The organism is Bordetella ansorpii (assembly GCF_900078705.1).
Classification (GTDB): Bacteria; Pseudomonadota; Gammaproteobacteria; order Burkholderiales; family Burkholderiaceae_B; genus Bordetella; species Bordetella ansorpii_A.
Window position 1 is genome coordinate 416,597 of the sequence record NZ_FKIF01000002.1, and the last position, 13,233, is coordinate 429,829.

6 protein-coding genes are annotated in these 13,233 nt (G+C 67.9%); all 6 read right to left on the reverse strand.

Going from position 1 to position 13,233, the window contains the following annotated elements; all coding sequences use genetic code 11:
- Positions 1-17: 17 nt before the first annotated feature.
- From A6745_RS05605 to bcsQ, 6 genes are read right to left on the reverse strand one after another with little or no spacing between them, the layout of a single operon-like run.
- Positions 18-4,178 carry a cellulose biosynthesis protein BcsC gene (locus tag A6745_RS05605; protein WP_066124607.1) on the reverse strand — a complete coding sequence of 1,387 codons (4,161 nt, stop codon included), beginning with the start codon at positions 4,176-4,178 and terminating at the stop codon, positions 18-20.
- Positions 4,154-5,389, reverse strand: a complete 1,236-nt coding sequence (gene bcsZ, locus A6745_RS05610; RefSeq protein WP_197488101.1) for a cellulose synthase complex periplasmic endoglucanase BcsZ — start codon at positions 5,387-5,389, stop codon at positions 4,154-4,156. Before bcsZ ends, A6745_RS05605 begins: the two co-directional genes overlap by 25 nt.
- A gap of 4 nt (positions 5,390-5,393) precedes the next feature.
- On the reverse strand, positions 5,394-7,757 hold the full coding sequence (gene bcsB / locus A6745_RS05615; RefSeq protein ID WP_231885912.1) for a cellulose biosynthesis cyclic di-GMP-binding regulatory protein BcsB: 2,364 nt from the start codon (positions 7,755-7,757) through the stop codon (positions 5,394-5,396).
- Between the two features lie 38 nt (positions 7,758-7,795).
- The gene (bcsB, locus tag A6745_RS05620; RefSeq protein WP_231885913.1) at positions 7,796-10,249 is read right to left on the reverse strand and encodes a cellulose biosynthesis cyclic di-GMP-binding regulatory protein BcsB; all 2,454 of its coding nucleotides are present in this window, start codon (positions 10,247-10,249) and stop codon (positions 7,796-7,798) included.
- Positions 10,250-10,263: 14 nt separating this feature from the next.
- The gene (gene bcsA, locus A6745_RS05625) at positions 10,264-12,459 is read right to left on the reverse strand and encodes a UDP-forming cellulose synthase catalytic subunit (protein WP_066124610.1); all 2,196 of its coding nucleotides are present in this window, start codon (positions 12,457-12,459) and stop codon (positions 10,264-10,266) included.
- A complete protein-coding gene (gene bcsQ, locus A6745_RS05630) occupies positions 12,456-13,232 on the reverse strand; it encodes a cellulose biosynthesis protein BcsQ (RefSeq protein WP_066124612.1) in 777 nt (258 codons plus the stop codon). The genes bcsA and bcsQ overlap by 4 nt, the downstream gene beginning before the upstream one ends.
- Between the last annotated feature and the right edge of the window lies 1 nt (position 13,233).

The window sequence follows — 13,233 nt, forward strand, 5'->3', positions numbered from 1 at the left end:
AAAATTCGAAGTGTGGACTACCGGCTGTACGGCGAGCGATACGGCACGACCGGCAGCTCCATGGACTGTTTCTGCGGATAGAACGAGTACCGCAGATACAAGCCGCCGGCCACTTGCCGGTAGTCGCTGGCGTTATCCATCGACACTGTTGCGCCCACGTGCAGATTCTTCGACAGCTGGTATTCGCCCGTGGCGCCCAGGTTGTAGCCCACGCCGGTCTTGGACTGGCCGGGGTACACGGCGCCATCGTTCAGGCCGGCGGCCCCGGCCGACAGGGCCGCCACGCGCTGGCGTTCACCGCTGGTCGGGAAGTACTTGGCGTTGCTTTCGCGGAAATGCTGGACGCCGACCGAGCCCTGCACTTTGTAGCTGAAGCGGTCCGAACGCTGCGCCCACGTGACGGGCAGGCTGAGCGAATAGAATTCCTGCGGGCTGAAGTAGCCGCCATTGCCGTACGTGGCGAAACGCTGGTTGTTCCTGTAGAACGTGCCGCCCACGTTCACGCCGGCCGTCAACAGGCTGTCCTTGTCGCGATGCAGATACACGTAGGAACCGCCGCCGATCTCGGTGCGCGTGTTCGACGCCACGTTGCGGCCGTTCAGGGACTGCCACGAGCCATAGCCATATACGCCGTGGGTGGGCCGATCGATGCCGATCTGGCCCTGCACACCGGTGGCCGTCACGCCGCCCCACGTGTCGCCCGTACGGGCATCGCGCGCGCCGGCGAACGACGCCAGGCTGTCGGTGACCGCGCGGCGGGACGCGCCCGCCGAATACCAGGTGCCGGCCTTGGGATCGATGGACCCCTTGATCTCCACGCCCCCGACCACGTTGCTCTTGAGAAAGCCCAGCGGGGTCGTGCCGATGTCGGCCTTCAGGCGGTTGGTCTCGTAGCCGATCGACAGCCCGACGCCGCTGTCCTTCTGCGCACCCGGCCCGCCTGTGGCGCCCGCCTGCTGCGCCAGCGCGGCCACGGGGCCGCCGCCGAACTGGCTGCGGCTGACCATGTCGTCGCGCACCGAACGGGCATTCAGTTGCACGGGAGTGGCGCGCAGCGACAACTTGCCTTCGCCCAGGGGCAGGCGCGCCTCGACGGGCTGCTGCATCATCGTGAGCTTGCTGGTGCCGGGCTGACCGTTGTTGGACTGCGCGAAGGCGCCAGCAAGGATCTGTGGCGAGCGCTCCGCGCGCAGATCCTGCAGTTCGTTCTGCATGGCGCGCAGATCGGAAGGCGAGTCGGCCGGCTGCGCGGCTCGCGCCGGCGCGGTGGCCACGGTACGCGGCACGGTGATGCTCTGCGAGGCGCTTCCCGGCCGGCCCACCAGCAGATCCTGCGACCCCGGACCGGCGGTACCCGCGGCCACCGCGCGCTTGGCCGACGGGCCCGGCGGTTCGCGGGTCGCCACGACGGGCTGCACGATCGCCGACGGCGCGTTGCGTTGCGGCGGAGCCAGGGGCGCCGACGGCGGCGCATCGCCGACGGGCCTGGGCGAAGGAACGGCCAGCAATTCGACCGTAGGCGGCTGCCGGCCCGGTGCCACGGCCGGATAAGACTCCTGCATGCCCTCGTACGGCACCGAGTACTGCGAAGTCCGGCCAGCGAAGGGGTTGTCGTACGCGGCGGGCTGGGTATCCGCCATGGCCAGCTGCGTCTGTCCGCGCGCCTCCTTGACCTTGATGGCCTGGGCCAGCAGGTCGAGCGCCTTGCCGCTCTTGCCGCGCATGCGGTAGACACGTGCCGCGCCGGCCAGAATGTCGGGATCGTCCGGCGCCGCCGCGACGGCGCGTTCGAGCGTCTCATCGGCATAACGGCTGTCCTGCCCCTGCGCGGCGACCTGCGCGGCGCCCAGCAGCAGATTGGCATTGTTCGGCTCGCGCTCCACCAATTGCCTGTACAGGTCCAGCGCCTTGGCGTTGTCGCCGCTGTCGGCGTACATGCGCGCCAGCGTGCCCACGGCCAGGGGATCGTTGGGACGCTTGTTCAGCACGGGAGACAGCGTGTCGTAGGCGTTGGCCAACTGGCCGCGCTGGCGCAGCAGATCGGCCTGGCGCACGGTGTAGAGCATCACCAGGTCTTCCTGCTGGCGGGCCTGGTCGGGCGTCAGCGGCTGCGCCTGGATCTGGCGCAACACCCTGGCCGCCTCGACATCCTGTTCGGTCTTCAGCAGCAGGCCCGCATAGGGCAGCAGGGCATCGGGGCGGGAACCGCCCGGGCCGCTCTGCAATTGCCGCATCAGGCTCATGCCGCGCGCCGTGTCGCCGGCATCGACGTAGGCCTGCGCAATGGTGCCGATCAGCGCGGGATTGCGTCCCGCCGAGGATTCGAGCCGGGCCAGCATGGCGCGCGCCTCTTCCGGGTGGCCGGCGCGGCCGACCTCGGCGGCGCGCAGCGCCTGCATCTGGACGCCCACCTGCATCTCGGTGGCCGCCATGGCCGGCGTGCGCGCGGACTCGGGAATACGCGCCAGCGTTTCCTGGGCCTTGGCCGATTCGCCCATCTGCATCGACAGCAGGGCGCTGGCGTACAGCGCGTCGGGCATGTCCGGGTGGGACGCCAGCAGGCCGTCCACGATACCGCGGGCCTCGGTGCGCTGGCCCTTTTCCAGGTACTGGCGCGCCAGGTCCAGGCGGATCCAGGGATTGTTCGGATCGTCGCGCAAGGCGTCTTCCAGCGCAAGCCGCGCGCCCTCGCTGTCGCCGCGCTGCTCGGCCGCCTTGGCGCGCCCTGCGGCGACGGCGGCTCGCAACTGGGGCAGGTCGCCCAGATCCGCTCTCTGCGAGGCGCTCATGCCGTTGACCAGTTGCATGGCCTGTTCGGAACGGCCCGTCTGGCCCAGCACGCCCACCAGGCCGCCGAGCGCCTCGGTGTTGCTCTTGTCGGACGCCAGCACCGCGCGGTAGGTCTTTTCCGCGGAGGTCAGATCGCCCTGCGCGGCATACGCGCGGGCCAGTCCGTTGCGGCCGGCCGGTTCGCGCGGATCCAGCCGCGTGGCCTGTTCGAACAGGCGGCGCGCCGAAGCCGCATCGTTGGCGGCCAGCGCGGCGGTGCCCTGGTTGTAGAGGTTCCAGTAGCGCGCCGAATTCAGCGACTTGCCCCAGTTCGCGCCGCCCGGCCGCGATACGGCGCGCGTCAGCAGGCGCTCGGCCTCGGGCAGGTTGTTCTGGCGCATGCGCACCACGCCCAGGCCACCCAAGGCGTCGGCATTGTTGGGACTGGTTTGCAGCTTGGCGGTGAATTCGCGTTCGGCATCGACCATGTCGCCCCGCCGCAGCGCGGCGTAGCCACGCGCCAGGACAGGATCCAGGGCCATCGCGACAGGCACCGAATCGCCGGCGCCGCGCGCCAGTTGGGCCGGCGCGGCGGGACGTGTCTGCTGCATCTGCGCGCGGATGTCGGCATCGTCGGGATGCGACGCCAGGTACGCCTCGAACAGCGGCTTGTCCTCGGGACGCGGGGCCCCCAGCCAGCTCAGCGAGGCGCGCCAGAATTCGGCGGCGGCGCCGCCGATGTCGCTGCGGGTGGACAACTGTTGCAGCCGGCGGATGCCTTCGGCGCGTGTGCGCTCGTTGCGCGCCATGTGCTGAGCCAGCTGCAGCTGGATGGAGGGGTTGCCCGGCTGCTGGCTGTCCAGGCGCCGCAGGCCCTGGATGGCGCGTTCCAGGCCGCCGTCGGTGTAGCCCAGGTAGTTGTAGTACTCACGCCCGACGTCGCCTTGCGGCGTCTTGCCGCCCAGCGCCAGGTCGTACTGCGCGATGGCCGCGCCCATGCCGGGGATGTCGTTCCTGTTGGCCGCGTCCTGCGCCATCAGGCGGGCTTTCTCGAGCGCGCTGCGGCCGGGATCGACGGCCAGATTCAGGTCTTGTTCGAGCTGGGGCACGAAACGGCTGTCCGGCGCCGCGGCGCGCAAGCGCGTCAGGTAGTCGCGCGCCTGCGTCAGTTGCTTGCGATCGATCGCGATGGCGGCCATGCCGTACAGCGCCTCGGGCTGGCGAGGATCGATGAGCAGCAATTTCTGCCAGGCCTGCGCGGCCTGCTCAGGCTTGCCCTGGGCGCGCCAATAGCGGCCCTGTTCGACCAGCGTGCGGGAAGCATCATCCTGCTGGGCCCAAGCTGCCGCCGGGTGCGCCAAGGCTGCGGCCAGCAGCCCTAAAACTACCGTGTGACGACGTGCGGACATAGTTTTTCCCACTGTAGTTGGATATGCCCCGTACGGAGGAAACGGTAGCGGCCGTCCATCCAGGCTGTGCTGAACATGCTGAGGACGTAATCGTAATACGGAGGTTGCTGCTGTTCCACGCGTTGCGGCGCCAGACTGGCGTCCCATTCGCTAAGCGCGCGTTCGGTCTGGGTGCGCAGCAGGGCCTGCTGGCCCGATGCCCTCAAATATGGCAGCAACGCCGCCGAGAATCCGAACGGCCCCGTACCGGACACTGTTCCGGTATACACATCCACCTTCTCGGGCGGCACGCCGGTCTTTTCGGTTGCCTGGGCCAGGCCCCTGAGCGCCTGCAGCATGGGCTTGGCCAGCGGATCGTCGGAGGCGATCATGCCGGCCCACATGTAGGTGCGGATGGCGTCGTAGCTGCCCACCGATCCCTTGGCCGGATCCGGTCCGAACTTGCCCTTGCCATCCTCGCCCACGTCGTAGGCGACCCAGTCGGCCGCATAGCCCAGCGGGCTGCTCTGCTGAAGCAGGCGCAGCGTGTTGTCGGCGATGCGGCCCCACGAGCCCTCGGGCGACTCGGCCTGCAGGCGGCGCAGCAATGAGACAGGCAGATAGCTCGGGTTGGCGCGCCACTGCCGGGGCTGCACGAAGCCCTCGGCGCCGGGCAGCAGCATCGTGCCGAATCCCTGGAATTCGGCGACCTCGCGCTCCTCGATCAACGCCATGAGCGCGCGCGCCTGGCGCGCGTACTCGGGGTTGTTCCAGACGCGCGCGGCTTCCAGCAAGGCGTACGCGAACCACAGATCGGCATCCGATGCGGAATTGGCGTCGAGCACGCCCCACGAGCCATCATCGCGCAGGCCCCAATACCACGCCGGCAGGCGCCGCGTCATATCGCCGGCCGCCAGGTTGTCGACGCTCCAGCGCCACAGGCGATCGAAGGTTTCACGGTCGCCCGCCACCAGCGCGAAGAACATGCCGTACGACTGCCCTTCCGACGAACTGTGCTGCTTCGGCGTGCTGGCATCCAGCACCCGGCCGTCCTTCTGCACGTAATGCTGCTTGAAGCCGTCCCACTTCGGCCACGCCGGCAGATCGCAGGTGGAAGCGGCCAGCGCGGCGGCCGGCGCGGCGGCCAGCGCCGCCACGGCCAGCAGCAGACCGGCGGCCGTGCGGAGCAGGGCGCGGATCGGTCGTGCGCGGGGACGGACGTCGGGCATCATGGCATCAGGCCTTCGGCAACGGTCTGGACTTGCGGCGGAACAACAGACCGATCAGCAATGCCAGCACGGCGATCAGCAGCACCAGCACGGTCGCCACGCCCGCCAGCGACAACGCGGGATGGATGGCCGACAGCGCCCAGTCGATGCGCTTGACCAGGCTCAGGCTGCCCACGTAATACTGCTGCTCGCCGACCAGCGAGTCGACCTGTTTGCCGCGGATGACGGCCAGGCTGCCCTGGATGGGGTTCTTGTAGTCCTTGCCGCCCAGCAGGGCCGACGTGGCGTCCTGCAGGCCCTCTGGCCGGTTGCTGGCGATCAGCACCACACTGCGCTGGGCCTCGCGGGGCGACTCGAAGCCGGCCACCACCGCGCTGACGCCGGTCCCGGTATAGGCCAGCGCCGTACGGCGCGGCTCGTTGTCCAGGCGCGGATCGGCGTGGAACCAGCCCATCACGCGGTACACCAGATCGGAGACGCCAAAATTCGCGGAGCCCGAATAGGCAGGCACGGAGGAAGCCCATTCCTTCAACCACGACTGGTCGGCGCCCGACGCAATCACCAGCAAGTCCTTGCCCGGGGGGACGGAGGACGCCTGCTGCGCGCGCGACACCGAAACGCCGGTGGCGGGATAGCCGGTGGACTCGCCCATGCGGCCCATCACCGTCAGATAGGCGCTGTATTCCTGGTTGGCGGCATTGGCGCCCAGCACGACCAGGGTATCGGACAGGTCGGCCATGCGCGTGAACGGGAAACCCGCCTGCGAGAAGGCGGCCAGGTCAGGCATGGCGATGAAGTGCGGATAGCCGCTGACATCGATGGTGGATTCCGGATCGATGGCGCCGCGCACGTTGTCGATGATGATGTCGCGGCACTCGCCCTGCTTGATGTAGTCGTACATGTAGCGGAATTGCAGCTGTGCCCGCGACTTCAGCGATTCCAGCGGCACGTCCAGCTGCGCCCGCATCGGCAGGCTTTCATCGGGCAGCACCTGCGCACGCAATTTCTCGCCGTCCGCGATGCGCTCCAGCGCGAACAACGGAATCGACTTCATGAACTGATCGTCGACGCTGAACAGCAGCGACGAGTTCACGGAGGTCGGCTGGGGCGTATAGCGGTAGCGCAGGTCGATCGGCACGTTCTTCTCGCGCCAGCCGAACAGGTCCGGCGCCACGCGCACGTCCATGCGGATCGTCTCCGGGCTGTACCCCGACACGCTCATCCGGCTGGCGTCCATCAGTTCGCCGAATGACACCGGACGGTCGGAGCGCAGCCACTTGGGCGCGTCGTAGGGCTTGCGCGGCTGCAGTTCCGCGAACTGCGTGATGGTGATGGCCGGGCCCGACAACGTCTGGCTGCCGGTGACCAGCGCCACGGCAGCCTGCTTCAATTCCTTCGCGTCGCGGCCCATCACCAGCAACACCTTGCCGTTGGGATCGTTGGGATTGGACGTGATGGCCAGCGTGGGGCCTTGCAGCGGATCGACCGTCACGCCCGGAATCTTGTTGCCCACGGCCAGCATGACCGCATTGCCGCGCTCGGGAAGCTGGCCCACCGATGCGCTGAAACGCGCGCCGCGATAGCTGGCCAGCGCACCGAACCACGACGACACCGCGCCCGCCGCTTCCAGCGCGGCGGCGTCGGGCTGCGCGGCGAACACGAACGGCAACTGCAGCATGCGGCGATCGCGGCGATCAAAGAACGGCTCGGGCAGATTGGCCAGATCATCGGGCAATTGCACGGCCGAGGTCACCAGTTCGAGCTGGCTCTGGTTGCTGATGTTGGTCCACAGGCTGGAGTGCAGCGGATCCTCGCAGTCCATGGTGTAGTGGCCGATGAGCTGCAGGCGCAGCGCGCTGTCGGCGGTGACCAGGTAGGGCGGGATGTCGATCGTTCGCCGCTGGTTGACGCCGCCCTGTTCCTTCGGCACGGGGATGGTCGCCGCGACCTCGTCGTTGACCAGCACATTGATGTGCGAGATGTCCGGCAGCAACGAAGGCGAATAGGTGTATCGCATGTCCAACCGCGCGGCGGTCACGACCTGGTCGTTGCGCACGCCGAAGTTGAAGGTGTTGCTGCCGTCGACCCCGCGCAGGTTCACGGGATACTGCGCGCCCAGTTGTTCGAGCGTGTAGGACACCGACGGCACGAAGGGCGGCGCGGCCGCCGGCGCCAGGGCGTTGGCGCGGGGCGCGGCGTTGGTAAAGGAAGGCGGTGCCTCAGACCCCGCGGCCGGCAGCCCTTGGAAGGGAGCCATCTGGGACTGGGCAACGGCCTGCGTGCCCAGCACGCAGCTCATCAGCAAAGCCCCCTTCACAAACGCGGGGCGCAGCGCGAAGGCACGCGGTGCACGGTTATCGGGCTTGCGCATGGCATTGGCCTTTTCTTGGCGTTTTACAGAAGGCATGTTCAGGATCCGAGGCGGCGTTGCGCACGAGCGCGCAGGGACAGATAGACCAGCACGGCCAGCACCACGGCGCTGAATACCAGCGCCAGCACCAGCAGCAAGGGGTGGTTGGCGAAGAACCACTGCACAGCCAGCCAGGGCGGCAACGTGCCGATGTAATAGCTCTGTTCGTTGGACAGCGTCGCGACCTCGGTGCCGTTCACGACGGCCAGATCGCCCTGGATCTTCTGGTCGTTGCTGCGGTTGACCAGCACGGCGCGCACCGCGGCCGCCAGGCCATCGGCGTTCGTGCCCGACACGACCACCACGCTGCGTCCGGACGACAGCGGCGACTCGATACCCTCCAGCATGCCAGCGGGGCCGCTGCCGGTGGCGACCACCTTGCCGCTGGCGGGCGCACCGCGCGTACGCGGGTCCGAGCCACGCCAGTCGAGCGTGCGCGACAGCCAATCGGAAATGCCGAAGCGGCGTCCCTCTCCCTCGGCGCCGCCGGGCAGATAGCCGTTCCAGCGCTTGATCAGCGGCTGGTTGCCGCCGGACGACAGCACCAGCAGATCCTTGTCGCTCAGTTGGTCGACCTGCGCGGCGCGCCCCACCGTCACGCCGACCGCGGGATAGCCGGTCGACTCGCCCATCGCGCCCATCAGCATCAGGTAGGCGGAATAGTCATGGGCGCCCGCCTGGTCGGGCAGCACGACGGCGGTCTCGGACAGGTCGGCCATGCGCGTGAACGGAAAGCCCGCATCGCTGAAGGCGCCCAGGTCGGGCATTGCGGCGTATCGCGGCAACCGCGAGATGTCGATCGTCGAGGCCGGATCGATGGCGCTCATGACGTTGTCGACGATGCTGTTCTGGCACTCGCCCAGCTTGGCGTATTCGTAGATGTAGCGGAACTGCAGGCCCGCCATCGGCGGCAGCATGTAGGGCGGCACCATCACGGTGGCGTGCGCCTCCGAGGGCGGCATGCCCGAGACGCGGCTGAAGAGGTCGGAACGGACATCGGGATGCAGCGACAGGGTCTGCACCAGCTGATTGCCCGCGGTCACTTCCAGCACGGACTGGCGCGCCGGACGCGGCGAATAGCGATAGCGCAGCTCCATCGGCACGCCGTCGCTGCGCCAACCGAACAGGCCCGGCGGCAATCGCAGGTTCAGGTCGATGGGCGCGGGGCGATGGCCATAGACGTTCATGCGGCTGACGGGCATCAGTTCGCCGAACTGCACGGGACGGTCGTGAGGCAGCCAGTTGGGGGCGTCGTAGGGCTGGCGAGGCTCGGGCGCCTCCAGCCTGGTGATCTGGTTGGAGGGGCCGGACAAGGTCTGGTAGCCCAGCGCCAGCGCGATGGCCGCCTGCTTGATCTCGCCATCATTGCGTCCCATCACCAGCAGCAGCTTGCCGTAGGCATCGTTGGGGTTGGGCACCATCGCCAGCGTCGGACCCGACACCGACGGCATCCGCAGGCCGGCCAGGGTGTCGCCCGGCCGGGCGAGCACCACCGCATGGCCCTGCGTCGGCAGCGTATCCAGGCTGACGGGGAAGCTGGCGCCGCGATAACTGGCCAGCGCCCCCATCCACGACGCGACGATGCCCGCGGCTTCCAGCCGGCCCGCATCGGGCGCGCCCGGCAGCATGATGGGCAATACCAAAGGACGGCCGTCATGCTTGTCGAAGAAAGGCGCCGGCAGCAATGCCAGGTCGTTCGGCAGATCCGTGGGCACCACGGTCAGTTCCAGCGCGCTGTCGGGATTGATGTTGGCCCACAGGCTGGAATGCACGGGATCTTCGCAGCTCAGCGTGTAATGGCCGATCAATTGCAGGTTCAGGCGGTTGAATTCGCGCAGGGCCGGCACCGGCAGCGGGATGACGCGCTGCTGCGGCTTGCCGCTTTCTTCCTTGGGCAGCGCCACGCTGTCGGCCACGTCGCCGTTCAATTGCACCTTGATGTGCGACAGGTCGGGCAGCAGCGCCGGCGAGTAGGTGTAGTCCAGGTCCAGGCGCATCTCCACGATGCGCTCGTCCAGCCGCGCGCCGAAATCCACCCCGTTGGAACCATCGATCCCGCGCAGGGGCAGGCCGTCACGCGCACCCAGCTGCGACAGCGGGATGCGATACGTGCGGGAGCCGCCGGGCAGGACAGCGGCCTGGGCAGGCGCCGGCGGCGCCGAGGCAACGGGCGCCGCCGGGGTGACGGGCATGGGTGCCGCGTCGGGCGTACGGGTAGCCGCGGGCACCGGATCCACGATGGGCAGCGGGGCGCTCGAAGGAGCCGCGCTCATGGCGGTCATCTGATCCGCCGCGGGGGCCGGTTCCGTAAGAAGAGGCGCATCGGCCTGCGTCCCGGCCTGCGCGGCGAACGCCGAGGCAGAGCCCGCCGCCCACAGCAACGCACCAGCCAACAGGGTCAGCATGCGCGGTCGCGCGGGCACGGTCATGCTCGGATCGGGCCTGAAGGTCATCACGCTCTCGTTGTTCAATTCTTGGGAGATGCCGGAACCGTACGGCGCAAGCGGGCCATGCCGCGATCGCGCATGTAGCGCAACAGCAGCGTGAAACCGCGCAGGCCGATGGAAGAAATATGACGCATGGCGACCAGCGGCGACGCGGGCTTGCTTTGCCCCCACATCGATGCCCAGGTGTCCGCCCGCGCGAACGTGACCTGCGCCAGCTCGCTTTCCTGATCCATGTTCAGGTTCTGGAAGCTCAGGCCCAGGCGGTTGTCGCGGCTGAACGACACGGTAGCGGGAAACACGCCTTCGAAATCACCACGGAATATGGATATGTGCACTGTCGAGCCCTGCGGCACCTGCGCCCCCTTGGGCAGCACCACGCCGACGCCCCCTTGCGAGAAGTCGCTGATGCGGCAGGCGATGCTGCGGCCGTCGGGCAGCGCCACTGCCGCGGGCAGGTCCACCGTCACGCGGTGCGTATTGCGCAACTGGCGAACTTCACCGGCAACGGCAACGGCCGCGCTGGTGATGACGATGTTGTAGAAGGTCCAGACCACGTTGATCAGGATGGTCAGGACGGTATCCAGATCCGACGCGGCCATCATGCTGACCACGCCGATCACCAGCCCCAGCAGGTTCAACCCCAGCAGCACGACATAGGGACGCGCCAGCTCCCAGTCGAAGTACGACTTGCTGATCACGCCCCCTTTGGCGGTCACGTTGAAGATGGCCCGGTTGGGGCTGATCAGCGTCTGCAGGGCGGGGCGCATGATGTACCAGGCCAGCACGGCCTCGTAGACCTCGTTCCAGAACGAATGGCGGAAACGCCCCTGCACGCGCGCGCCGCTGATGCTCGACAGGAAGATGTGGGGCAGGGCGTAGGCGGCCACCATCAGCGCCGAGGCATGGAACACGTGCGCCCCGAAGAACAGGAATGCCAGCGGCGTGGTCAGGAACACCACGCGCGGCAGGCCGAAGAAGAAGTGCAGCATGGCGTTCAGGTAGCACAGCCGCTGCCCCAGCTTCAGCCCACGTCCCAGCAGGGGATTGTTGATACGGATGATCTGCGCCATGCCCCGCGCCCAGCGCGTACGCTGGCCGATGTGGCGCGACAGGTTTTCCGTGGCCAGGCCGGCCGCCTGGGGAATGGCAAGATACGCGGTGTTGAACCCCACGCGGTTCATCTTCAGCGCGGTCAGCGCATCCTCGGTGACGCTCTCCGTTGCCACGCCGCCGACCTCGGCCAGGTGGGTGCGCCGGATCACCGCGCACGAACCACAGAAGAACGTGGCGTTCCAGAGGTCGTTGCCGTCCTGGATGATGCCGTAGAACAGTTCGCCCTCGTTGGGCACGTTGCGGAAGGTCTCGAGATTGCGTTCGAAAGGATCGGGCGAGAAGAACACGTGCGGCGTCTGCAGCATCGCCAGCTTCGGGTCCTTCACGAACCAGCCCATGCAGATCTGCAGGAACGAGCGCGTCGGAATGTGGTCGCAGTCGAAGATCGCGACGAACTCGCCATCGGTCTTGGCCAGTGCGGCGTTGATGTTGCCCGCCTTGGCGTGACGATTGTCCTGGCGGGTGAGATACCCTGCTCCCGCCTGGGCGCAGAAGTCGCGGAACTCGGCGCGACGCCCGTCGTCCAGCACGTAGACGCGCAGCTTGTCGGCCGGCCAGTCCAACGCCATGGCGGCCAGCACCGACTGCCGAACCACGCTCAACGGTTCGTTATAGGTCGGAATGAAGACGTCGATGGTGGGCCACGTGGCGGAGTCGCCCTGCATCGGCATGGGCTTGCGCTGCAATGGCCAGGCGCTCTGGAAATAGCTCAGCAGCATCACCGTCAGGGCGTAGAGCTCGGCCAGCAGCAGTCCATAGCCGAATGCCATGTCGATCGGATCCACGAAACCCAAGGTCTGGGTGACCCGCCAGTACATGTAGCGCAACGACACGATGATCGACAGCGTCACCATCACCAGCGTGACCAGGCGCCCGCCCATGCGGTTCAGAACCAGCGCCAGCACCACGCAGATACCGGTGAACATCAGTTGCTCGGCCAGGCCGAACTCGACCGTGACGGCCAGCACGAACAGCACTGCGGCCGCCAGACCCGCGAGCACCCGCACCCAGGCCTTGGACCACAGCGGCATCGCCAACAGCGTTTCGTCCCAGGCCGGGGCGCCGTCGCGGCGGCCGGCGCGCGCAGGAGACGGGTTCGTCATGCCGGCTGGCCTCCGGCACTGCGCAGCTGCTGCAGCACCCAGCCCGCGCAGGAAAGCAGGTCGGCACGGCCAAGGCTGTGCGGGTCGTGCTCGATGACCGTGCGCCCATACGCCAGCGATTCGCTGACGGACTGGTCCTGATGGATCACGCCGATCACGCGCTCGCGCAGCGACTCGCGGATCAGGCGCACCGCGTCTTTCGACAGTTGGCGGGACCCGTCGGCCTGGTTGATGACGTAGCCATGCCCCAGGTAGTCGCCGCGGTTGGCGCAGTAGCTTTGGATCAGGCCCTCGATCATGGGGATCGTGGCATACGACGCCGCATCGGCCAACGTGACGGCCATGACCAGATGGGCGATGCCCAGCGATTGGCGCAGATATTCGGACGGACCCGGTGGCGTGTCGATGACCACCACGCTGTCGTCGGTGATGTTCAGGGCTTCCAGGTGGCGCTTGAGCCACAGCGGATCCGCCACCAATTGGCGTTCGAGCGTCTGGCGGTCGGCCTCGTTGACCAGGCCGAACGGCATCATGTAGATGCCGGACTGGCCCTGCACGCAGGCGTCGCGCCACGACGTTCCGCCCACGCTGGCGCGCGAAATGCCGCCAATGTTGGTCAGGTCGCCGCCCAGGTGAAAACGCAACGCATTCTGCGGATCCAGGTCGATGGCCAGCACCGAACGGCCCGCCTGGCGCAGGGCGATGCACATATTGGCTGCGACGGTGCTCTTGCCCACTCCGCCCTTGGCGGAAACGATAGCGATGATCTTCACG

Coding starts and splice junctions, on each gene's coding strand:
- A6745_RS05605 (WP_066124607.1), bottom strand. CDS start 4,178: ATGTCCGCACGTCGTCACACGGTAGTTTTAGGGCTGCTGGCCGCAGCC.
- bcsZ (WP_197488101.1), bottom strand. CDS start 5,389: ATGATGCCCGACGTCCGTCCCCGCGCACGACCGATCCGCGCCCTGCTC.
- bcsB (WP_231885912.1), bottom strand. CDS start 7,757: ATGCGCAAGCCCGATAACCGTGCACCGCGTGCCTTCGCGCTGCGCCCC.
- bcsB (WP_231885913.1), bottom strand. CDS start 10,249: ATGACCTTCAGGCCCGATCCGAGCATGACCGTGCCCGCGCGACCGCGC.
- bcsA (WP_066124610.1), bottom strand. CDS start 12,459: ATGACGAACCCGTCTCCTGCGCGCGCCGGCCGCCGCGACGGCGCCCCG.